The 23,655-nt window shown below is 39.2% G+C and carries 18 protein-coding genes; 7 read left to right on the plus strand and 11 right to left on the minus strand.

Annotated elements, in window-relative coordinates; genetic code table 11:
• The first annotated feature begins 115 nt into the window (after positions 1–115).
• Positions 116–634, plus strand: coding sequence for a hypothetical protein (locus IM793_RS11690; protein ID WP_193421501.1), 519 nt, complete (start codon positions 116–118; stop codon positions 632–634).
• A gap of 114 nt (positions 635–748) precedes the next feature.
• A complete protein-coding gene (locus IM793_RS11695) occupies positions 749–1,966 on the plus strand; it encodes a thioredoxin fold domain-containing protein (protein ID WP_193421503.1) in 1,218 nt (405 codons plus the stop codon).
• Positions 1,967–2,742: 776 nt separating this feature from the next.
• Here IM793_RS11695 and IM793_RS11700 read toward each other — a convergent pair.
• The 8 genes from IM793_RS11700 to IM793_RS11735 form a co-directional block, all read right to left on the minus strand.
• On the minus strand, positions 2,743–3,918 hold the full coding sequence (locus tag IM793_RS11700) for a redoxin domain-containing protein (protein ID WP_193421505.1): 1,176 nt from the start codon (positions 3,916–3,918) through the stop codon (positions 2,743–2,745).
• Positions 3,919–3,949: 31 nt separating this feature from the next.
• Complete coding sequence (locus tag IM793_RS11705; RefSeq protein WP_193421507.1) at positions 3,950–5,398, minus strand: PKD-like family lipoprotein; 1,449 nt, start codon at positions 5,396–5,398, stop codon at positions 3,950–3,952.
• 11 nt (positions 5,399–5,409) lie between these two features.
• Positions 5,410–6,147, minus strand: coding sequence for a DUF4843 domain-containing protein (locus IM793_RS11710; protein WP_193421510.1), 738 nt, complete (start codon positions 6,145–6,147; stop codon positions 5,410–5,412).
• A gap of 13 nt (positions 6,148–6,160) precedes the next feature.
• Positions 6,161–7,591: a RagB/SusD family nutrient uptake outer membrane protein gene (locus tag IM793_RS11715; protein WP_193421512.1), complete on the minus strand. Its 1,431-nt coding sequence runs from the start codon at positions 7,589–7,591 to the stop codon at positions 6,161–6,163.
• Between the two features lie 25 nt (positions 7,592–7,616).
• The gene (locus IM793_RS11720) at positions 7,617–10,937 is read right to left on the minus strand and encodes a SusC/RagA family TonB-linked outer membrane protein (RefSeq protein WP_193421514.1); all 3,321 of its coding nucleotides are present in this window, start codon (positions 10,935–10,937) and stop codon (positions 7,617–7,619) included.
• Positions 10,938–11,146: 209 nt separating this feature from the next.
• A complete protein-coding gene (locus IM793_RS11725) occupies positions 11,147–12,340 on the minus strand; it encodes a FecR family protein (RefSeq protein WP_193421516.1) in 1,194 nt (397 codons plus the stop codon).
• Between the two features lie 95 nt (positions 12,341–12,435).
• A complete protein-coding gene (locus IM793_RS11730) occupies positions 12,436–13,035 on the minus strand; it encodes an RNA polymerase sigma factor (protein WP_193421518.1) in 600 nt (199 codons plus the stop codon).
• Between the two features lie 249 nt (positions 13,036–13,284).
• A complete protein-coding gene (locus IM793_RS11735) occupies positions 13,285–14,172 on the minus strand; it encodes a LysR family transcriptional regulator (protein WP_193421520.1) in 888 nt (295 codons plus the stop codon).
• A 91-nt stretch (positions 14,173–14,263) separates the two neighbouring features.
• On the opposite strand from IM793_RS11735, the gene IM793_RS11740 reads away from it, so the two are divergent.
• Positions 14,264–14,986 (plus strand): class I SAM-dependent methyltransferase, encoded by a 723-nt coding sequence (locus IM793_RS11740; protein WP_193421522.1) that lies wholly within the window; start codon positions 14,264–14,266, stop codon positions 14,984–14,986.
• 141 nt (positions 14,987–15,127) lie between these two features.
• On the opposite strand, the gene IM793_RS11745 is transcribed toward IM793_RS11740, so the two are convergent.
• Positions 15,128–15,364 carry a hypothetical protein gene (locus IM793_RS11745; RefSeq protein ID WP_193421524.1) on the minus strand — a complete coding sequence of 79 codons (237 nt, stop codon included), beginning with the start codon at positions 15,362–15,364 and terminating at the stop codon, positions 15,128–15,130.
• A gap of 380 nt (positions 15,365–15,744) precedes the next feature.
• On the opposite strand from IM793_RS11745, the gene IM793_RS11750 reads away from it, so the two are divergent.
• Both IM793_RS11750 and IM793_RS11755 read left to right on the plus strand, forming a co-directional pair.
• Positions 15,745–17,163 carry an inorganic phosphate transporter gene (locus IM793_RS11750; protein ID WP_193421526.1) on the plus strand — a complete coding sequence of 473 codons (1,419 nt, stop codon included), beginning with the start codon at positions 15,745–15,747 and terminating at the stop codon, positions 17,161–17,163.
• A 26-nt stretch (positions 17,164–17,189) separates the two neighbouring features.
• Positions 17,190–18,011 carry a universal stress protein gene (locus IM793_RS11755; protein ID WP_193421528.1) on the plus strand — a complete coding sequence of 274 codons (822 nt, stop codon included), beginning with the start codon at positions 17,190–17,192 and terminating at the stop codon, positions 18,009–18,011.
• A 737-nt stretch (positions 18,012–18,748) separates the two neighbouring features.
• Here IM793_RS11755 and IM793_RS11760 read toward each other — a convergent pair.
• Positions 18,749–19,090, minus strand: coding sequence for a hypothetical protein (locus tag IM793_RS11760; protein WP_193421530.1), 342 nt, complete (start codon positions 19,088–19,090; stop codon positions 18,749–18,751).
• Positions 19,091–19,242: 152 nt separating this feature from the next.
• On the opposite strand from IM793_RS11760, the gene IM793_RS11765 reads away from it, so the two are divergent.
• On the plus strand, positions 19,243–19,428 hold the full coding sequence (locus tag IM793_RS11765) for a hypothetical protein (RefSeq protein ID WP_193421532.1): 186 nt from the start codon (positions 19,243–19,245) through the stop codon (positions 19,426–19,428).
• Here IM793_RS11765 and IM793_RS11770 read toward each other — a convergent pair.
• Positions 19,400–20,023, minus strand: coding sequence for a TetR family transcriptional regulator (locus IM793_RS11770; protein WP_132400889.1), 624 nt, complete (start codon positions 20,021–20,023; stop codon positions 19,400–19,402). The genes IM793_RS11765 and IM793_RS11770 overlap by 29 nt on opposite strands.
• 326 nt (positions 20,024–20,349) lie before the next feature.
• Between IM793_RS11770 and IM793_RS11775 the strand changes: the two genes are divergently transcribed.
• Positions 20,350–23,646: a SusC/RagA family TonB-linked outer membrane protein gene (locus tag IM793_RS11775; RefSeq protein ID WP_193421534.1), complete on the plus strand. Its 3,297-nt coding sequence runs from the start codon at positions 20,350–20,352 to the stop codon at positions 23,644–23,646.
• The last annotated feature ends 9 nt before the right edge of the window (positions 23,647–23,655 follow it).

Below are 23,655 nucleotides of genomic sequence, written 5' to 3' on the forward strand. Positions count from 1 at the left end.
CTGTTTATACCATAAGCAACAGAAATCAGCGTAGTAGTTTTGTGAAAATCTGAAAGCACTAAAGCACTCACAAAGTAAAGCGGACTTTAAAAACATTAAAATTACACTTCTTCTTATGTTATTTGGCACACTGGGTATGGGCAAAATAATAGCTCAAGACTCATTGCTTAAACATTCTGTTTATGTCGCTCCGTTTGTGGGTCTAAACTCAACAATTAAGGCTCCCATGTATGGGGCAGAAGTTGGATATGAATACAGACTCAATAAGCATTGGGGACTTACTGCCGGCGTAAATATCGCTTATACGCAAAAGAACAATCCTGTTATTTATGATGGTAATAATGGTGGTAGACAAGCAAAAAATTCTAAACTCCTCCCAAATGCATTCTATGCTGGTGCTAATTATTATATGGGTAAGTTTTACCTGGCGGCTGATTTTGGTTGTCAGGATGCTTACTCAACGATAAACCATCAGTATGTGGGTACAGGATCCAGTTACAATTATGGCACCACAGTGTCAAATGGATTTTATCAGACTTATGGTATTGGCTATCAAATGCCACTTGCAAAAGGTGATAACATCAAAACAGATAAAAATAGGCGTCTCAAAAAACGAAGAATTCCATATGCTTAAATAAGGCATCGATTTTTTCAATTAATTTAAAGCAGAATCATATTAATTAAAGCGATGATACATCACTTTTAGTTAAAATCACGATCTTTATTAACTCAAATAAAACAAACAGATATGAAAAAATTATTTTTAATATTCCTGCTGCTGCCTTTTATTGGTAGCGCACAGGTTAAAGGCACCCATTTTGAACATGGACTTTCCTGGCAGCAAGTGAAAGAAAAAGCAAAAAAAGAGAACAAATTCCTTTTGGTCGATTGCTTTACTACCTGGTGCGGTCCTTGCAAATATATGGCCAGTACCATTTTCCCGCAGGAGAAGGTCGGTGAATTCTTTAACAAAAACTTTGTAAATGTTAAGGTACAGTTCGACCAAACCAAAAATGACAGCGAAGAAGTGAAAAGCTGGTATGCCAATGCCCAGTCTATGAGCAAAGAGTTTAAAGTAAATGCCTATCCTACCTTTCTGATCTTCTCTCCCCAGGGAGAGCTTGTACACCGTATTGTAGGCGGCGGTGAGGCGGATGAATTTATCGCCAGAGCACAGATGGCGCTAAACCCGGAAACCCAGTATTATACGCTGCTGAAAAAAAGCGAGTCAGGAAATCCTACTCCTGAAACCCTGAAACAATTGGCCGTTAGTGCCGAGGCCGCATATGATGAGGAAAACTCCGAAAAATTTGCCAATGCTTATATTGATACACAAAAAGACCTCTATACCAAAGAGAACCTGGAGTTTATCAGCAGATACGTCAGAAGCACTAAAAGCAAGGGATTTGAGCTGATGCTAAAAGATCCTGAAAAAATAGATGCGATTTTGGGAAAGGGAAAATCAAATAAAATCTTAAGCACTATTATTCTGGAGGAAAACATCTATCCTGCGCTTAGGAAACCTAATGTAAATATAGATTCACTGGTTGCTGCCGTACAGGCGAAATACCCGAAAGTAGACATTAACGAACCCACAGACCTCATCAAGATCCAGATTTTTCAGACCGAAAAGAAATGGAACAAATTTCAGCCGGCAGTGTTAAGCTATATGAAAAAATATGGCACCGAAGTAACTGCTGAAATGCTCAATTCTTTTGCCTGGACTGTTTTTGAAAACTGTAAAGATCCTGACTGCATTGCTGAGGCGTTGAGCTGGAGTAAACGCAGTGTAGATGAGACCCAGAGCAAAGAACCTTCCTACCTGGACACTTATGCCAACCTGCTATATAAGCTGGGTAAGAAGGACCAGGCGATCGCCATGCAGCAAAAAGCAGTGAACCTGGTTTCAGCTGAAAATAAAGCGCAGTACCAGGTTACGCTTGAGAAAATGAAAAAAGGTAAATAACCCTCAAGATTAAGGAAAAGGGGATGTAGCTTATGGTGCTACATCCCCTTTTTTGCTAATGCCCCGATATAAAGCATGAGCAAAGAAGTTTCTCGGTAAGCTAATTAAGTTAAGGGATAAATCGCAAAATGATGTCACCCTGAGGGATAATTTATTTATAAAAATTAATACAAGTAACATTTAATTGATTTCTTTTCCCCTTCGGCGCAGTCTTGCCTCGGCTCGCCGCCGCCGAAGGGCTCTTTCTTTTTGGCATCAAAAAGTAACAAAAAATGCCGGCTGAAAATTTTTCTTTCGAAGCTAGTAGGTTGGCTTAGGCAGTGCAGCCCGAAAAATTTATTAGGCCGGATTTAAGTAGAACGGGGATACTGTGCTATGGCCTAGCTGGATGGAAATGCGAAAGCCGTTAAAATGTTTATTTGCGAGGTCGGGATCATTATCAAAAAGTCTTCGACTACGCTCAGACTGACGACCGCAGAGCTTAACTTAATGACTTTAAGCTAATCGCCTACCGAACAACGCAAAATCACCTTTATAGAATAATCCTACATTTAAACAGTATACCACGTTTAAAAGGCAAGTTAAGTATCCGCGCTTGAGCGCAAGCAGGCCGGAAATTAGTTAATTGCCGTGCTTTCAACTCACAGTATTCCTATGATGTCTCCAACATATTATTATGACTCCTTGGCGCCTTTTCAAAGCAAACCCTCATATGCATTTCGGCATATAAGGGTTTACTTTAATAATTATTTATCCATTCCTGGGATAATTACATTTTATCTGGACATCTCTATCATGGTTGAAAGTTGCCTCACGGCAACCTCATTTGGCCAAAGCAATCCCAATTCTTTAAAGCGTATTTTACCATTGCCATCAATAATAAACTTTGCGGGAATTCCGGAAACACCAAATGAGGTTACTGCAGGATTCTTTTTTGTAACGGAATCTTTAGTATCCATATACAAAGGCAAATCCAGGTTATGGGTTAACAAGTAGTTTACAGCGTCAGGTTTTGGGTTTGGAACCGTTTCCCAGGTGTGTATAAACAAAAACTTTACCGTCGGGTCATTTTTATATTTATTAACCATCATTTGCATCGCTGGTAACGACTTTTTACAAGGTCCGCACCAGGTTGCCCAAAAATCAAGAACAATCGTCTTTCCTTTAAAGTCTGACAAGGATACTTCCTTGCCATTTATATCTTTTACCTTAAATTCCGGTGCCTGCTCCGACAGCATTTTGGCTGCTATTTCCGCTTTATATTTGTCGTCAAACTGCTTGGTTAAGGCATCGAGGTAAGCATTTGAATCTTTCCCTGGATGCACCCTTGCATAAGCATTTTTTAGTTCGGTCTTAACATCATCATTCGCCAGGCCTAAGAAAACTGCTTTCTCCAGTTCAGGAAGTGCTTCCTGGTACCTGCCGGTTTTGCTCATCAAATAATAATACTGTGCAGTCAATCCTGCACTTTTTTTGTTAGCCTGCTCATAGCACTCTTTTATAGCAGCGAAAGCTTTCTCATGATCGCCCAGTTTATCCGCCACCTGACTGTATAATTGTAGCAAATACAACCGCTCTTCCTTTGCATTTGTTGAGTTGTTTAATTCTTGTTTAACCAAAGTTTCAGCTGCTTTCAAATCATAAGCCACTAAACCGGTAGTAACATTTTCAACATACATAATTCTTGCAGTTTCCTGGATTTGGTTAAAATAATATAAAGCCTTCGCAGAATTTTTTGCTACTATAAAATTATCTACGAGTATAGCTCTGTACTGGTCAAAGCTTTCGTTTGGATGGGCTTTTACCAGGCGATTAAGAATGGCTTCTTTTTTTGAAAGATCAATGAAGATTTTCATAGAATCGAGACTTGCCTTATAAGCGGGTTCTGCCTGCTGGCTATATCCTGATAAACCTGTAAACAGGAGCGCAATAAACACTGTTATTTTTCTCATTTTGATTAGATATTATAAATCTTTTTCTAAGTTACATCGACAGATTTTGTCTGGCAGCGGCAATTTGCATAATTTCCCCAAAGCCAGTAAATTTCTTAGTGTATGTACCGTTGTTAAATTCTCCCTGGGCATTGATGTCGAAATAATAAACTTCGCCCGCTGAACCATTATTCACACCAATCACCAGTTGTTTGCTGGTACTTCGTTTCATTTCGATATCTTTAATTGCATACCCAGTTGGGAAAGTGTAGATAAGTCTTGCCGATTTAGCAAGCATGTCGTATAAATACACGTTATTTCCGGCGGTATAATAAAGTTGTTTTAAGATGGAAGAGGTTGCAAAGTTAGTGGCGCTACCAATTTCCGGACTACTATCCATTTTTTGATTAACCCCAGGGTGAGTACTATTTCCATCCCCTGTTAAAGATAGTAAATAGCGTCCATCGTTATCTTCCATAATATAATACCATTCAATTCCCTCTTGTGATAAGGTTGTTACGCCCCGGTCATAAGCGATCATTTTTTTGCCCACGTTTGCCATATCAAACGAGTTTGTTGTTAAAGGTGTTGCAGGTGCACGATCCAGAATTCTCGACAAATAGGGCATCTGCATAAAACTCATTGTGTTGTTGTCGTAGAAATAAGTCATACTATAATCGGCGGGGAATATGCCGGGGAATAAATTATAGTTACCAGGAATGCGCTGAGTAAAGGGTTTTACATTGTCTGAGATTGCACCGGAAAGCCCAACATATAAATTGCCGTCTGCCACTATATACTGTTCAAATTGTAAATTATTTATCATAAATACTGGGGCAGTTTTGAACGGAAGTGGTGTAGCCAAACCCGGGAGAATCGAACTTTTGTCACCAAGATCCAGCCAGTCGTTCATGTTAAAACGATAAACATTTTGATCACTGAAGTAATAGAAGAAACCACCCTTCCCAAAATTATATAAGGCCAGTGCTTTACCTGGATAGGTTTTATTGTTTGCCACTTCCATAGGGTTGTCAAAAATGACATCGTCTGTCCGAATCAAAGAAACTTTGCCTTTTCCATCTTTGTTATTGACAATATACCAACCATCAGGATAAACACCATTCACTGTGATGGTATATTGCTTTACTGTATAAATGCCATTTCTCTTGCTCGTTACTTTGTATACTACCGGATAAGTACCTGGGCTTAGTGTTACTTTGATGCGTAGATTTTTTGTTTTAGCAATTGTTGTTGTATCTGTTGCGGTATTAAGTTTCCAGCTATAGGTAAATGAATCACCTTCGGGCATTGTTTGCGCCAATGTTGGTGTGATAATCAACGAATCCAGTTGTGGAACTGTAAAAGTAGTTATAGCATCTGTAATCTTAATGTCGTTGATTTGATCATATTTAAACGATTGATTGTCTTTTTTACAGGCCGAAAATGCAAGCATGATGAAAATAAAAACCGGGCTGAGCTTTAAAAAGTATTTTAAATGCATAATATTTTAAATTAAGGGAACGATATCTCTTGACCGTTCTCATCTAACAATGGACCATTTGCAGCCTCGTAAGCGGCCAGCGCATTCCTTAGGGTAACCGGATAGTTCAATAAACCGTCAGAACCAATATTCTCAAAAGAGAAATCTGTTATACCCAATATCTTAACCATGAACTTGTACTTTTCGGCGCTAAATTCCCCGAAATCTGCATCTAAAAGATCCCAATAAGCAGGCCTGACATACATACCGGATACATCGATCTTCAGATATCTAAAGTTTTCCTCCGTACCTTGGTTAGTGACGGTCTCCGGTGTCTGTCCTAAAGTACCCAAAATAAAGTCTTTAGTTTCTGCGGGTTCCAGCACAATTCTGTACACATTTTTAGCCATTCCGGCAGAATTGAGCAATATTAAGGGATAATTAAATTTCGATGCGCCTGCAGGAACGGTGAATTCTTTCAACTCAAAATCTACTCCTGCAGTTGCGGTAGTTCCCTGAGCTGTTTTCAGCAGCACCGTGCGCGGTTTATCGGATAACTTCCCGGTGATGCGCATGGGTATAAACAGGGTGTCCCTTTGCTTTTCAGTAGCTTGAAAGGCAAAAGAGTAGCTTCTTACGGCTGTGGTATTTAATTGTTCGTAGGTATAGGCAAAGAAACTAACGCCATCCTTTCCCTGGTAGGTTTCGACTGCTTCTTTCTTGCATGAAAAAAGACAAGCCGCTACCATGATATATGATAAGTATTTCATAATACAAGTGTGATTAATTAGCATAATTCGGATTAAATTGAAGTTCAGAAGGTGGAATTGGGAGTATATATTGACTCTGTGCCATAGCAGGACCAAATTGCATTCTGGAGGCTTTAATGCGCTTATAGTAAAAGAACAATTGTCCTTCTGCATAAAATTCCTTCTGATATTCTTTCGTAATCTCCGCTTTAAGCGTCACTGCTGTAATCGTATTCGGCAAAACTTTAATTCCCCTGTTCAGGCGCACCGTGTTTAAATATCCAACACCAACATCAGGCGTTGATGCCGTCTCAGCCAGGATATAATACATTTCGGAAAGGCGTATACCTGGTACATACTGGTCGAGTAAATTGTCGGTAATTGTGGTTGTAGATGTAGAAGCCTGCCAGAATTTGGAAGGGAATACGGCTGTGCCATCCTGCTCAAGGCGAAACGCAAATCTAAAGTCTGAAGTTCCCCCATTGCTGGTTTCGTAAAGTGTAGCAAAATTAGCGGCGCTACGTGTAAGCGTTTGGCTTGCAGCCCCCCTAAATCTAAAATAATTTTGTACCGTGGGCAGTATATCCCTAACCCTGATCATAAACACCTGTTCGTTAAAATACAAGCGGTCACGTACTGTCAATCCCGTAGCAATAACACCAGCTTGTGCCTGGGTAACAAAAGTATATTTTGCAGAGTTAACTACCACAGTTGCAGCCGCCGCCGCCCCGATATTATCGCCGCTATACAACATAATTCTCGCTTCCAGCGCTTTTACACCATAATAATTAAGCTTATTCCGCCTGGTCCGTAAATCGCTGGTCACAATCGGATCAACAGGTAACAGTAGACTTTCCGCTTCTTTCAAGTCGGCCAGGGCAAATTTAACCACCTCTGCAGTTGTTGCTGGGGGATTTGCATTTTGGTTGACATCTTTTTTATATGGGATGGCTTTTAGATTGGCACCCGCAGTATATTCAGGCCCAAACATCCGTAATAAATCAAAATGCAAAAATGCCCTTAAGGCTAAAGCTTCACCACGTAATAGTGCGTACGAATTATTAGATAGCACAGATCGGTTTGTTTCTGTATTTGCAATTATTTTATTAGCTGCGGCAATTGCACTATAACTGGCAGACCAGATGGAATCGGTATAGCTTACGACTTCCGTTGAAGCGTAGTTCAGGATTTGTGTCTGTTGCAACTGAACTGACGATGCAGGATCAATTGTCGCATAATTTTGAGCAAGCGCGGAAACGAAGCCCATGGAAAGGTTATCCCCATAGAGTTTGCTACCGGCAAGCTGACCATATACGCCTGATAAAGCCTGTTGAAAACCAACTTCTGAAGTAAACAGCTGTTCTTCAGATAGACTCGTTTTGGGTGTTACATCCAAAAATTTCTTACAACCGGAAAACATCGCAACTATTGCCAGGATTCCTATAATTAATGTTGTTCTTTTCATTGGGATATGAATATGTTTTTTGAATTTAAAATCTTGCACTTAAACCAAATGTATACTCTCTGGCAAAAGGGTTATCTGTACCACGTTCTATTTCAATGGAGCTAAAGGTAGCTAGGTTGTTCGTTGTGGCACTAACACTTAGGTTCTGCAAGCCTAACTTTTTTACAAATGCGGTTTTGAACTGATAACTCAAATTAATTGAGCTGAGCTGAATGTTATTATCGCGCTGAACAAAACGTGAAGTAAGCTTTGTTGGTGTCGGCGAGGTTGTAATTCTACGGTATGGGCTCAAACTTCCAGGTCCAGTCCAACCCAGGTCATACGCTCTTCGGTCTACGTTGTTACGCGCATCAACGGCCTCCACACGGCTTAATAACGTACTGTTATACAGATCAGCACCATAATTATAATTGAAACTGAAATTTAAGGCAAAACCTGCGTACAGGAAGTTTGAATTAATGGCACCTGTCCACCTGGGGCGTGTATCGCCAACATAGGTTTTATCGTTAACGTCCCATACAAAGGTTGGGGTACCATCTGCTTTCAGGTAAACTTCCTGGCCGGTAACCGGATCAATGCCCAGTGACCTCACCGCATAAATTGCCGTTGTCGACTGACCTTCAATAAACTGCGCATTTTCAGCTGTTTGATCAGGATTATTCGCATTCAATGCGGCGTTGAAGGCTTTGAGTTTATCAGAAACTTCTTTTAACACCGATTTATTAGTGGCTGCGTTCACAGAAACATTCCATTTTAAGCCTTTACGAGGGTCAGATAGGATGGTGTAACCGAGGTCGAGTTGTAATCCCCTGTTTTGAATTTTACCCAAATTTTCAGTGTACGAAGGGAAACCGGTACTAGATGCCAGCGAAACCGTAGTCAGCGCATTCTGCGTTACTTCGTTATAAAATTCTGCATTAAAAGTTAAACGGTTATCCAGAAATGCTGAAGCAATACCAATGTTAGACTTCAATACCTGTTGCCAGCTTAAATTCGGGTTTCCAAGTGCACCAGGAAAAGCACCTACCTCGCCGAAATAACCGGTCGATGTACCCAGGTTGTACCTGAATTGTGCGGCGTAAGGATTTTGTACAGATGTACCGGTAGAACCGTAACTACCGCGAATCCTCAACAGGTTAACTGTTCTGCTGTCCTTAAGGAATTGTTCATTATTGATGTTCCATCCTAAACCTGCAGACCAGAAATTACCAAACTTATTATTCTCTCCATAAGCAGAAGAGCCATCTCTGGTATAGGTAAAATCGGTAAAATACCGGTTATCATAAGAATAGTTTGCACTTCCGGTATAAGAAAGATTGTTAATGGTACTCTCAGTCCCGGTAGGTCTGCTGTTTAAATATTGCGCAGCAAACAGGATGTTATCTAAACGATCGAAAGGGAAACCCTGTGTAGATACATTATATGAATTTAAGCTTGTGCTGGCAAGCCTGAATCCTGCATATACCGTAACGCCATGCTTTCCAAAATTCTTGTTGTAGTTCACAGCACCTGTTCCGTCCATGGTAAAGGCATCACTGTTGTCTTTCGAATAGGAACCTCTTGCACTTAAATCTGCGATACCATCGAACCGGCTATCTAAAGCGGAATAGAAATTATCTATTGTACCATTCACTTTGGTGATGCCCAGTGCACCAGTGAACCACAAAGACTTACTATAGTCGTAACGAATAGTGGTGTTGTTTCTTAAATTAAAGTTCTTATTTCTGTTGTTGATAGTATTGTACTTAATATCCATTAATGGGTTTAAGACAACCGAACCTGCTACACCGAAGCCCAAATTGATGTTCTCCAGGTACTGGTTTATATTACCATTTTCATCGTAAGGTTTCCAGTATGGATTCAAAGCCAGGTACTGACTAAATTCTCCATAGGGCGAGTCATTAGAAATAACCTGAGTGGCAATCGTGTTGTTTTGGAAGGTTAAATTATTGGTTTTATAACTCAGCGTAAAACTTCCCGAATAATTTTTCCTATCCTGTTCTTTCATTACGCCCTGTAGCAGATTTCCGCTGAAAGTAAGGTTGAAAGTCAAAGACTGGTCGCCCCCACGTAATGAAAGGTTAGTTCTGTTGTTGATTCCTGTTTGAACGGGGATAGATTTCCAATCCGTATTCACACCGCTCAACATTGCTTTATATCGTTCGGCATTAATGGCTTGTCCTCTATAACTGTTTAGAAAACCTACCCGACGTTCGAAATCCAATTTTTCTTCTGAATTCAGCATATGATAAACAGAAAGATCAGGGGATGATAATGTTAAGTTATTGGTTATGGAAACTTCTACTTTTCCTCTTGGAGGAAGGATTGTTGTAACAACCATCACACCATTACCCCCACGAGATCCATACATTGCAGTAGCAGAAGCATCTTTTAATAACGTTACTGATGCAATTTGATTCATATCAAGATCTACGATTGCCTGTAATGAAACCTGGAATCCATCGAGAATAAACAATGGCGTATTGGGATTTCCAACAAGTTCTGAACCCAGGGTTGGGTAAGAAGTTTGTCCACGCATGGTAATTTCAGGCAGCGCATTGATGTTACCCCCAATCTTATTATTGGGAATGATTCTGAAAGAGGGATCGAGGGCGGCAATACCAGCAAATACATTTACCGGACTCACGGCCTTAAGCTCAGCTCCGGTTATGGTTTTGGCTGCTCCGGTGTAGGTGCTTACCTTCCGGTCGACCATTCCTGTGATCACCGTTTCATTTAGCGTCAACTCATTCTCCTCCATATAAATGGTATAATTCGAATTAGAGGAGATGGGCACATCAACGGTCTTATAACCTATAAATCTGAACTCCAAAGACGTTGCACCCTGTGGTATGCTGATGGTAAACTTTCCATTCTTATCCGTCTGAACCGCAGACTTTGTTCCCTTGATTGACACTGTAACGCCCGGGATGGGCTTGTGTTCTTTGGCATCGGCAACAAAACCAGAAATGACATCCAGGTTAGCCTTTACACCTGCTTTAATCACCACGGTCTGGTTACGTATGGTAAAGTCCAGATTTTGTGCTGCAAAAATTTGCTTAAGCACAGCAGGCAATTCAGCATCTTTAACATTGATGGTTACAGGTATTGAATTTTCCAATAGATTGTCCGCATAAAAGAAATTATAACCAGTTTGTTGGTTAAGTTCCTTAAAAACGGATCGAAGTGAAGCATTTGACTTGGTTAAAGTCACTTTTTGAGCGAGACTCGATGCACTTACCTGCATAAGGCACGCTATTATTATTACAATGGTTAGGCGCATGGTTAACAATAATTTGAGGTACAGCCGGTTAGGTATACCAAATTTCCTTGATTTTTGATACATTAGTAGTTGGTTTGGTTAAACAGTCTCTGATGCGTTGGTCCGTAGCGAGACTGTGGTTGTAAATTGATTTTCAATCGAATATTCCAGACTATGATCAGGTCCCGGCAGTTAAACGGGGCCTGTTTTTTTGAGGATATCTTTAGTTATCGTATTTCTTTTATCATCTAGTTTGTTTAAAGGTTAAAATTCAGTTTATTATTCGTTATTTATTATTTTGATACATATACAGTTCGTCCTTTTAAATCGAAACGAGCTTCCCCTGTTGATTCCACGATTTCAAGCACCTTTGACAATTTATCAAACCTCGAAACTTGACCACTGAAACGCTGGGTGGTTTTTTCACCGATGTAAACAACCTCTAAATTATACCAGCGACTGATCATTTTCATGATTGTTTCGATGTTTTCACTTTCGATTACAAATTCATTATTTTTCCAGGCAACAGCCAGATCGGTATCCGTTTCACTAATCGTTATTTTGCCAGCGGATAGCTTTGCCTGTTGCCCTGGTCTTAGCAATTTGGAGTTACCTGATGCTGAGAGCTTCACGCTTCCTTCCAGCAAGGTGGTTTTTTCCACTTCATCATCGGCATAACTGCTGATGTTAAAATGAGTTCCTAATACTTCTACTTCCTGCCGGCCTGTCTTTACAATAAATGGATGCTGCTTATCCTTAGCCACTTCAAAATATCCTTCACCACTAAGGGTAACTATCCGCTTTCCGTTTTGAATGAGGGAGGTGGTATAGGTGAGGCTGGAAGCGGCATTTAAATATACAAGCGATCCGTCAGGCAACCGCACCTGATAGGTTTCGCCACGGGCGGTAGATAAGGTATTGGAAGCATTTGGATCCGAAACCTTTTCACTAACCTGGTACACCAGTTTGCCGTCGCCTGATTTAGTGATGACTATTCCGGATTCTCTTCCTATTTCACCTTTAGACGCATTTGCTAAGCTGACCTTCCTGCCATTTGCCAGAGTAAGTGTAGCACCATAGCCCCCTGACTTGATATCATATAAAGTAACTTTGGGAACAGTGGCAACCTTTTCCGGTTGGTTATTGAAAAAATAAACACCCAGGTATACTACAGCTAAAACTGCAGCAACAGCAACAATTTTTAACCAAAGTTTAAGTATTTTACTCTTCCCTTCTGGTACCGCATGTGCTGATTCCTGAATCTGAACAAACAAATCCTGGTCAACCTTTTCCAATACCCCGGCAATGGCTAAATCATTTTCATAGTGTTCATCCTGGATTGCTAAGGCGCCGATGATGAGATCTTTCAACACCTCCTGATCTTCGTCAAGTTGAAAATAATTCATCAGACGCTGGGTTTCTTCGGGACTACAGGTATTATCCAGGTGTTTTTTGAAGAGTATATGAAGTTGTTCAGATGGTTTCAAGGTTCGATTTTTACAGCTAATACGGAGCTGCGAAAAAATATCCTTAGTCTGTTAACAAAAAATTAACAATTAATTTCCAAAAACAACGATCAGGATCAAAAGCCTTTGCATAAAACAGCCAAAACTATCGAAATGGTAAGTGTGGGTGAATCTCTAAAATAGGTTTTAAGAAATCTATTGGCCTGCAGCATGTGGCTACTTATGGTTTTAGCATTAATGCCCATAATCTGCTCTACTTCTTTATAAGATTTACCTTCTAATTTGCAGAGTGTAAATACCATTTTACGCTGTGGGGGCATCAGGTCTATGGCTTTCTGCAATTTTTGAGCATCTTCTTTACTCAGCAAATCTTCTTCAACGTGAAGATATAATTCTGAACCTGAAGCAACCATTTTAGTCAACAACCGTTTGTCTTTCGCTACTTTCCGGAAATAATCATGTACCAGGTTCTCTGCTATACGAAAGAGATAAGATTTAAAAGATTTTTCGGCATCAATCTGTGTCCGCACCTCCCATATTTTAAAAAAAAGCTCTTGCAGCACTTCTTTTACCAGGTCGTCAGATTTGAGAAGTTTAAATAAATTTCCAGCGATCCGGTATTTATAGTTATTGTATAGGATTTCAAATGCCCGCTCGTCACCATTTTTTAATTGAAGTAATAAAGACTTTTCATCGGTGTGATTAACGTTGATCATTCGTCTGGCAAATATACATTAACTTGAAAAGACAAGGTAGTTATAATTTTGGAAACGCAGTACTGAGTTATTTAACTATAGTTATTTTGATATTGATCAAATATTCCTCGCAATGGAAATGAAAGCCTAAACAACAAGGATATGACTGAAGATTTATCTTTTGTGATCTTAGGCTAAGTATTGAGGTTAATTAATGAACTTTAAAAAGCCAGTTCAAATTTGATTGTACACTTTAAATCCAATTTGGAATTAATTAATTTTTAATTGGGTATAGTGTTTAATAAACCAGATTAATGCCGTGTTTTTGTTGGATTCTTTATAAGCCAATACCACCTCTGTATTAACAGGAATGGCATCAATTTCAATAAAAGATACCTTTAATTGTGCATATTGCTTTTTTAGTGATAATGGCAAAATAGATACACCCAGACCTGCTTCTACCAATTGTAATATGGAGTGCACGTTGTTAGCCTCGTGGGTAATATCGGGACTAAAACCCATTCTCTGACAAATCTCGATGAGTTTCTGGTTATACTGGGGTGCAAAATCTTTATTAAAGAATATAAATGGACTTTTTTTCAAAAAATCTGCAAGTTGTTGCTGGTCATCAATTTTTTGATCTGTTATGGGGATAACCACTACAAAGGGATCAAAAAACAAAGATTCTACTTTCAATTTCTCGGATAAAACCGGAGCTCTTAAAATCCCAACATCCAGGCTGCCATGTTCCAATGCTTTAATCTGGGTGAGTGTAGGTACTTCAAACAAACTCGTTTTTAGATAAGGAAATTCCTGATGCATCAATTTTAAAATTTCTGCAAGGTGCGATTGGTAAACCGAACTGATATAACCGATCCTTAATTCGCCGCTAACGCCTTCATGAATTTTACGAACCACTTCTTTACTTTCTTCCAGCTTGTTAAACATGGTATCAACCTCACTCTTAAAATATTTGCCGGCGTTTGTTAATGCCACCCGCTTATTATTCCGAACAAACAGCTGTACACCAAGCTCTTCTTCCAGCTCTTTAATCTGCCTGCTCAAAGGCGGTTGCGAGATAAAAAGTTTGGTTGCTGCTTTGGTAAAATGAACTTCTTCTGCAACAGTTTTAAAATACAACAGGTGTCTGAGTTCCATAACTATAATACTTAACAGGTATTGATATATGCAAAAATTGATATTTTACAAATATGATCAACAGCACTAACTTTACAAAAAAATTAAAGCAATGAACAAAGATTATTCGCATAAAGCAACAAATGAAGAAATCAAAACAAGGTTTGACAATGATGTAGAACGTTTCTCGAACTTGGAAAGCGGTCAACAAACCACGATCGACGCACCACTTACTATGGAGCTTTGCACCGGAGCAGCCAAATATATTAATCCGGATGCTCAGGAACTGTTGGATATTGGATGTGGTGCAGGCAATTACACATTAAAAATGCTCACCAAAATCCCAAATCTGAACTGTACCCTTAACGACTTGAGTTTACCGATGCTGGAACGCGCAAGTGATAGGGTATCGGCACAAACTACCGGAACAGTAACTGCTATACAGGACGATATGCGAAACCTTAATTTACCTGACAATCATTTCGATATTGTACTGGCCGCAGCAACATTTCATCATTTGCGTACTGATGCCGATTGGGAACTTGTTTTTACTAAAGTTTACAAGGCTTTAAAACCTGGCGGTAGCATCTGGATTTCAGACCTCATTGCCCACGATGCTGTATTGATCGACAATCTTTTTCAAGATCAATATGGGGCCTACCTCGAAACACTTGGCGGCGCAACATATAAGCAAAAGGTATTTGATTATATTGAATATGAAGATACCCCGCGTTCTTTAAACTACCAGCTGGCATTACTACAAAAAGTTGGGTTTACCGTTACCGAAATCCTGCATAAAAACTCTTATTTTGCAGCATTTGGAGCGATAAAATAAAACGATTCTGCCAGGTAATATTGTAATCATTACCTGGCAAAATCTCTACTAAGATTAATGAATAGCAAGAATAATTCTATTTAAAAAAAAGAGAATCCCAGGTTTATTTTTAATAAATGATTTAATTGACCTCCTACCAAATTAAGGGTAGCCAGGTTTAAAACTTTTAATTAGTACAGTTAATTCATCTTGATTGATCAGATTAGGATCTTCGAACTGTCGCTTTAAACAGTTAAACGGAACTTTTAAAGTACCATTTGTAGTACGCAAGATGCAAACTTCTTCATTGGCGGTGGAGGATACATAATGACCGATTTCGGATTCAATTTCAGATAAACGGATGAGCAATTCGTAATAGATGTAGAGTGGGATATTCACAACGCAAAGTTACCACAATAAAAAGCAAACATTTAATTATTGTTATATTAACGTTAATTGATTTGCTAACCATAAATTAACAGTAGGCATTTTTTCATTTAAGCTCATCAACCGGGGTTTAAAACTTAATCCCTGCTTAACAATAGTAGTTTTAAGTTTGCTGTTAAAATCAGAAAGGTTATGAAAAAACGCTCAACTCACTTAAAAAGAATGGTTTATTTCGGATAACAATGCACCTGCAGAAGAGTTAAAAAACAACCACCCACTTTAACGTATTGATAACAATCATTTAACATTCAAGACGATTTAAATCAGTTAGTTATTCAGTTATTTGAAAGCGCAGATACATGATCTGCAACATCAATATCCAAACTGATTTTATGCCGTCTTTCTGCACTGTTATACCCTTTTTAGGGAACACCGATTTAAGTAGCCCTCTTGCCATTGTTTTTATCGTTTGTCTGCTTGCCGTAGTCGGATTTGAGTTTGTAAACGGTTTCCATGATACGGCCAATGCTGTAGCTACTGTAATTTATACCAAAGCGTTAAAACCTGTTATCGCCATCCCATGGTCGGGATTTTGGAATTTCATGGGGGTATTTACCGGAGGAATAGCCGTAGCGATGGGTATTTTAAAACTCGTTCCGCTTGATGCTTTAATGAACCTTCCGGTTGGTGTTGGCGCCGCAATGGTTTTGGCGGTTTTACTGGCCTCTATCGCCTGGAACCTGGGCACCTGGTACCTGGGCATCCCCTGCTCGAGTTCGCATACCATGATCGGTGCCATGATCGGTGCCGGTTTGGCTTTTACCTGGTATTATGGTGGCCAGGGCGTAAACTGGGGCAAGGCCGAAGAAATCGGTTTATCGCTCATTTTATCCCCTATTATCGGTTTTGGTCTGGCCATGCTGCTGATGTATTTTTTAAAACATGTAATTAAATACCATGCCCTTTTTCATATCCCAACGGGCGAGAACGACCGTCCGCCCTTATTGATCAGAGGATTACTGATTACCACCTGTACTTTGGTAAGCTTTTTCCACGGCAGCAACGATGGACAGAAAGGTGTGGGTTTATTGATGCTGATCCTCATTGCTTTTCTACCTGCAAAATTTGCCGTGAACCACCATATCCCCAATGATAAAGTATTGTTCCAGCTTAACCAAACTGAACAACTGCTGCAAAAAACAGCAAAACTTAATCAGGGTAAAATACTCGATATTACCGCTCTTGTAAAAGAAATAGACCAAGCGAAATTCCACCTATCTCTTAAAAATGAAACCGACAAGAAAAACACTTATCTTTTCCGTAAACAGATTGAAGAGGTTATTGCTGCTATAAAAACAGTAAGGGAAGATAAAACATTGGTAATTAATGCAACCGACGATCAGCTGCTTCATGATAATGCTTCCGAGTTATCGAAACTGGTAGAATTTGCACCACTTTGGGTAATTCTTGTAATTTCGATTTCACTCGGACTGGGTACCATGATCGGTTGGAAACGCATAGCGGTTACCATTGGCGAAAAAATCGGTAATGAGCATTTAAATTATGCCCAGGGCGCTACTTCAGAAATTGTGGCAGCTTCTACCATTGGCCTGAGCACTGCTTTTGGCTTGCCGGTAAGTACCACACACGTATTATCGAGCGGTATAGCCGGTGCAATGGTGGCCTCTGGCGGACGAAAAAACCTGAACAGTAACACGCTTAAAAATATTGGATTGGCCTGGGTGCTTACCTTGCCAGTATCGATTATATTGGCTATTTTGTTATTCATGCTTTTTCACCTGTTTATTTAACAGTTTAAAATATTATTCTCCAAAAAATGAAACAGATACTTGTAGCAACGGATTTTTCAAGAAGTGCCGGAAATGCCCTCTCCTATGCACTGGCCATGGCAAAAACGCTGAAAATGGAAGTTGTGGCTATTCATGTCATCCACCCTACCGAAGGTATAAATAACAGTACCTACAATGCCATTTTTATCGAATCTTATTACGGAAATAAAAGAGCTGCTTTAAAAGAATGGGCCGAAAACATCCGCGAAAGGGAAAACCTTAAAGATGTAAAACTCGAAACAATATGTGATGTTGGTTTTTTAAAAACAGTAATTACCAAACATACCGAAACCAATCCGGTAGAGCTGTTGGTAATGGGCATTACAGGTGCCACCGGGATTAGCGGAATTGTAGGCAGCAACGCCAGCATGGCCGTTACTAAAATGCGGATCCCAACATTAATTGTTCCTTTGGAGAGCAGTTTTACCAATTTCCCGATTATTACGCTGGCCACTGATTACGAAACTGTATTATCGCCAAAAGATATTACCGCCCTTAGCGAACTGTTAAAAGCCTCCGGAACGAGGAAAATGCAGGTACTTTATGTGGCCGAAAAATCGGATGAAGTACACATCCAGACGGGAGAAAAAAGGATCAGGGATCTTTTACCGGATACGGAGATCGAATTTAACTACATTATGGACAGCAGTGCCCCAAATGGCATTATGGATTTCATTAAAAGTAACCATACCGATATCCTTTGCCTGGTTAAACACCACCACAATATTATTTACCGCTTATTTACCAGCAGCACGGTTAATCAGGTAATGAACAAAACGGTGAAGGCTATTTTGGTATTGCACGAATAGTTTTTAGTCCAGAGTCGGGAGTCCGGAGTCTTTAGTTGATTGACGCTAAAGCAATGATAAAAAATCAATAAGCAATGAATGTTCTCCCTGGATACATTTCTTTCCACTCATTGTCATCCTGAGGAGTAATTATTTCATAAAATCAATATAAAAGACAAATCTTTTTGGCAAAATAGTGGGCTGCGCGAGATCTTCATTCCCAACTCGATTGGGAATCTTAAAGCGCTTGCATTACGATTCCCGCATGCGCGGGAATGACGACCGTGCTAATGGATTCTGTCTATGGTAGTGTCGTCGGAGGATCTTTTATAATGAAAATGATTAAATAGATTTCTCCATTCCGCTGCGCTTCATCCGATAGCTATCGGATCGAGATGACGATTTTTCTAATTAATACAAATGATAGGAATTAACCTACATGTAAAAATTCCATCGAGTTACCGTCATTTCGAGCGGAGTGCAATGCAGTCGAAAACCACAAATTGCTCAGCGAAGCTAAATCTATCTATATACATCTCTCCTTTTCGCTTTGCTCCGGTCGAGATGACAACTTTTCTAATGAAATCTCTAGCTTGTAAATTTCTAAATAAAATCTTAATGTCCTTAATTTCTTAATGGTCAAAACGAGTAAGAACCAACAAATTACAATGACTAAACGTTAACTACTGTTTCAACAATCAAACAATGAAACAAATAGGCAATTTTCAACTCCTAACAAACCAATGACTAATGAACATCTATCTCCTTACCTTCTTGTAAAGCCTCTCGATTTTTTTAGCATCCTTTTTAAAGGTTTCGATATAATCTTCTATTTCCTTTTTAGATAAGGTTTCTACCTTCGCCTTAACATCATCCTTAAAACGGCCTACTGCAAGCAGCTGGTTTTTATTATCGCGAAATTTCACATTAGGAAAAAGTTCGGTGATGTGGCGCTTATTCCTTTCCCTGATCTCGCTCAGTTTAGTAAAGGATTTTGGATGTTTGTCGCTGTTAATGTCTGTAAGTGATTCATAATAGTCGTAATCGCCGATATAATTGATAAGATTTAGGGTAACAATGTTCGGATCCATATTGTACATTTGTTTCAGTTAAATATAGGATTTTGTGTTCAGAATACAAGAAGTAACAGCATTTTTATAAGATAATTGGAGTTAATAATATGAAATTAGCAATGTCTATTATTGGGTGGTCTGGAGTGGTATTTTGCACCCTCGGATACCTTTTATTAAGTATGAAATTAATCCGCGCAGATTCAATCTCCTTCCAGGCACTTAATATTATGGGTGGATTATGTCTCGCAATTACTGCCCTTGATACCCAAGATCTTCCCAATGCAGCAGCAAATGTACTCTGGATGTCTATCGGTTTATTTGCTTTAAGCCGTCAGTTTAGCAAACGGGAGCAGAAACAACCTTAACTGGAGGTATGCAAAGTGTATCGTAGGCTTTTTGCTTATAATAGGCTAAACGTTCCGAATAAGCTTTTTTATCACTTTCCATCGAAAGATAAAAATAAACCCCATCAACCATTACAAAAATAAAATCTGCAGCAACCTGTGGGTTATCTACATTTGTAATGCATTGTGCATTGCATTGTTCGATCAACAGCGCAAGTCTATTGCGCAAAGAATCCAGAATTAACTTATATTTTAGCTTGATTTTTTTTTCCCTGAATGCCAAAGCATAAAAAGTATAAAATAAACCGTCATCAAAAAGCAGGTTCCATTTTTTAGAAAACAACATTTCTATAGTTTTCTGTAGGTCATCCAGGCTTGCTTGCCCTTTATGTTTGATGGTATAAATCAATAAATATCGGTCTAGTATGTGGTCGATCAATTCGTAAGTGAGTCCTTCCTTGGTTTCAAAATAATGAATAATAAGGCTTGGGTTAATATCCATCACCTTGGCAATCTTGGCAATAGATGTATTTTCATAACCTTCTTTTTTGGCTACCTGATAAAATACTTTAATAATCTCCAGTCGTCTGGTCTCTTTTAGGCTTTTGCGTCCCATTATGCAGTTAATTTAATTGAGCAAACTACTCAAAAATAGCTTGATTCTGCAAATCTATTTTATTAATAGATTGAATGAACGTTCAATTAATATATTAATTGAATCTTAACTTAACCTTAATATGATATGTTCAATTTAGCACCGTTGAAAAGCACCTGTCATTTCAAAACAAACAACTAAATATTAAGTAAAATGAAAAAAAAGCTTCTATGGATGTTCAACCTTCTGATCCTACCTGCTAGCGCATTTGCTCAAGGGATTGCCATTAAAGGAATGGTCTCTGATGCAAAGATGGGAGAAACGCTAACAGCGGTAAACAAAGGGCTATGTTAGGAGTAGGCCAAATGGAAACCAAACTGAACAAAGTTCCCGATAATAACTCCAAAAAAACATTTAAAATTTTAACAAACGAATTAGCTTTTATGAAAAAAAGATTTACTTACCCATCTTTGTTTTGCCTGAAGAAGAGTTTATGGGTAACCTGTTTACTTATCGTTATTTTCAATTCTGCCTTTTCTATCCCCAAAACGAATGATAAGATTGTTTTAAAGCCTTCGCAGCAGAAAAAAACAACAGAAAATGCCAGAATTATTAAAGGCCATGTTACCGATGAGAAGAAAATGGGTATTCCCGGAATATCAGTATTGATAAAAGGAACCAATACAGGTACAGTTACTAACCAGGAAGGCGATTTTTCAATCAAGGCTGACGATGGCGATGTACTTGTTTTAAGTAGTATCGGATATGTTAACAAAGAAATTAAAGTTGATCATTCCGATACGTACCAGATCGTAATGACCGAGGATGCAAAAGCATTATCTGAGGTGGTAGTTACCGCTTTAGGTGTTAAAAAAGAACGGTCAAAATTAGGTTATGTGGCGCAAACGGTGCAAGGCGAAAATTTAGTGAAGGCAAGAGAGCCGAACATTATCAGTTCGCTTACCGGAAGGGTTGCCGGCCTCAATATTAACAATTCTACTGATTTGTTCCAGGAACCAACTATTTCATTAAGGGGAAGAAAGCCACTTATTGTTATCGATGGCATACCAGACCAATCTGCAGATCTTTTTCGTGTAAATGCAGATGATGTCGAATCGGTAACTGTATTAAAAGGTGCCAATGCATCTGCATTATATGGTTCTATCGGGCAAAATGGTGCAATTATGATTACCACAAAACGTGGCAAAGGGAATAATCTTAGTATTGATGTAAATAGTTCTACACAAATACAGCCAAGTTTTATCAGGATTCCGAAGGTACAAACAGAGTATGGTGCTGGTTACAAGGGAAAATATACCTATGTTGATGGTTCAGGAGGAGGACAAGAAGGCTCTGGATGGATTTGGGGTCCCAAACTCGATCAGCCCGATGCCACTACGCCCAGCGGTTTTTTTGAAACGCCTCAGTTTAACAGCCCCAGAGACCCGGTTACCGGAAAATTGGTTCCGCTTCCATTCCTTTCAAGGGGAAAAAACAATGTAGAAGACTTTTTTCAAACCGGACTAATTTCAAGTAATAACATTAGTATTACCCAAAGTTCGGAGAAAGGCTCTTTCCGGGCTTCAGCTTCGCATATTTATCAAAAAGGTATTGTGCCGAATACCGATTTAAACAATAGCTCATTTAACGTTTCCGGCAATTATAAACTTTCAGATGCATTTACAATCGATGCAAGATTGAATTACAACCGCCAGTTTACCAAAAACTTTCCTGAAACAGGATACGGACCGACCAATTATCTTTACAATCTGGTGTTGTGGACAGGAGCCGATGTAAGTGTGCAGGATTTAAAAGACTATTGGCTGCCGGGCAAAGAAGGTATCCAACAACGCAATTATAATGTCTCTTACTATAATAACCCATATTTCCAGGCTTATGAATATTTGCGCGGTTATGATAAAGACAATACATATGGTTCATTAAACCTGAATTATAAAATCAGTCCGGCTTTTAGTGTTCAGTTTAGAAATGGACTAAACGCTTATGGCCTAAACCGGACCTATAAGGAACCAATGAGTTATATTGGCTATGGTAATAAATCCAGAGGACAATTTACCGTTGCTACCCAAAACTACATTGATTTGGTTACTGATTTGATCGGAGACTACAACCATACCTTTAGTGATAAGTTTAAGCTACATGCTCAAGTTGGTGCTTCTAACTATTATAGAAATAACAAATACGGTTCTACAAATACTGATGGATTAAGCATTCCAGGTTTTTATAACCTTAGTAATTCTGCAAATCCACTTCAGGGCAGTAATGCTGTTGAAGAAAGAAGAACAAGCAGCGTTTATGCGATTTTAGATCTGGAATTTTTAAATGCAATTTATTTAACTGCTACAGGCAGAAACGACGTCATTTCTACACTTCCAACGAATAATAACAGCTTCTTCTACCCTTCAATAGGCTCATCTGTCGTTGTTTCCCAGTTAACTAAACTGCCAGACTGGTTTAGCTATTTAAAAGCACGCGGTTCGTGGTCAAGAGTTTCAAGCGGTACACTTGGTGATGATACTTATACCTATGGTTATCTTCCGGCATTTGATAAAGGAACGAGCTGGAACAGTACACCCGCGCTAACTTTTGGCCGTTTGCTTAAACAGGCTAATCTTACCCCACAAACGTCCGACAGTTGGGAGGTAGGTTTGGATACCAAGTTTTTTAAGAACAGGTTAAGTGTTGAAGCCACTTATTACCAGACAAGCGACTTTAACAATATCGCTTCTCCGGATATTTCAATAACAAGCGGTTATGGTAGCCAGTTGGTTAACGGGAACGTTTATCAGCGTAAGGGAATGGAGTTTGTGGTTAATGGAACCTTGTTAAAAAGCAACGATTTTCAATGGGATATGGCCGTAAATCTGAGCAAGTACCGCAGGTATTTAAAAGAAATTTATGGGGGTGCCGAAACCCTGGGCAATCTGCGCGTGGGTGATAGGACAGACAGAATCTATGGTTCGGTTTATCAGACCAACAACCAGGGACAGATTATTTACGGAAGCAACGGTTTTCCATTAAATGATAATTTTTCAAGGTTTATTGGAAATGAAGCTCCAGACTGGACTTACGGTATCGAAAATACTTTTAATTATAAGAGTTTCACGTTAAAGTTTCTGGTTGATGGAAGACTTGGCGGATTGATGTACTCGACAACCAACCAGAAAATGTGGTGGGGTGGTACACATCCGGGTACAGTTAACCAATACCGCATTGATGCCAATGCAGGGAAAGCGACATTTGTTGGTGATGGTGTTGTGGTTACCAGCGGAACAGCTACCTATGATGCCAAAGGTAATATTACAAGCGATACCCGTGTTTTCGCCCCAAATGCCAAAGCGGTAAACTACATAGATTATATGATCGAGACCAGTAATGCTGCCTACAATAACTACAACTATTTTTCGCAAACCTTCCTGAAATTAAGAGAAGTAACATTAGGATGGCAGGTACCAGCCAGGCTGTTGGGTAAATCTTTTGTTAAAGGTTTAGATTTTTCAGTAGTTGGCCGTAATCTTTTATTGTTCTCAAAAATGCCAAATATTGATCCTGATCCCGCAAAGGATAACCTCCAAACGCCTTCGACCCGTTCATTTGGTTTTAACGTTAACCTTAAATTCTAATCTGAATGT

Source organism: Pedobacter sp. MR2016-19, from assembly GCF_014947265.1.
GTDB lineage: Bacteria > Bacteroidota > Bacteroidia > Sphingobacteriales > Sphingobacteriaceae > Pedobacter.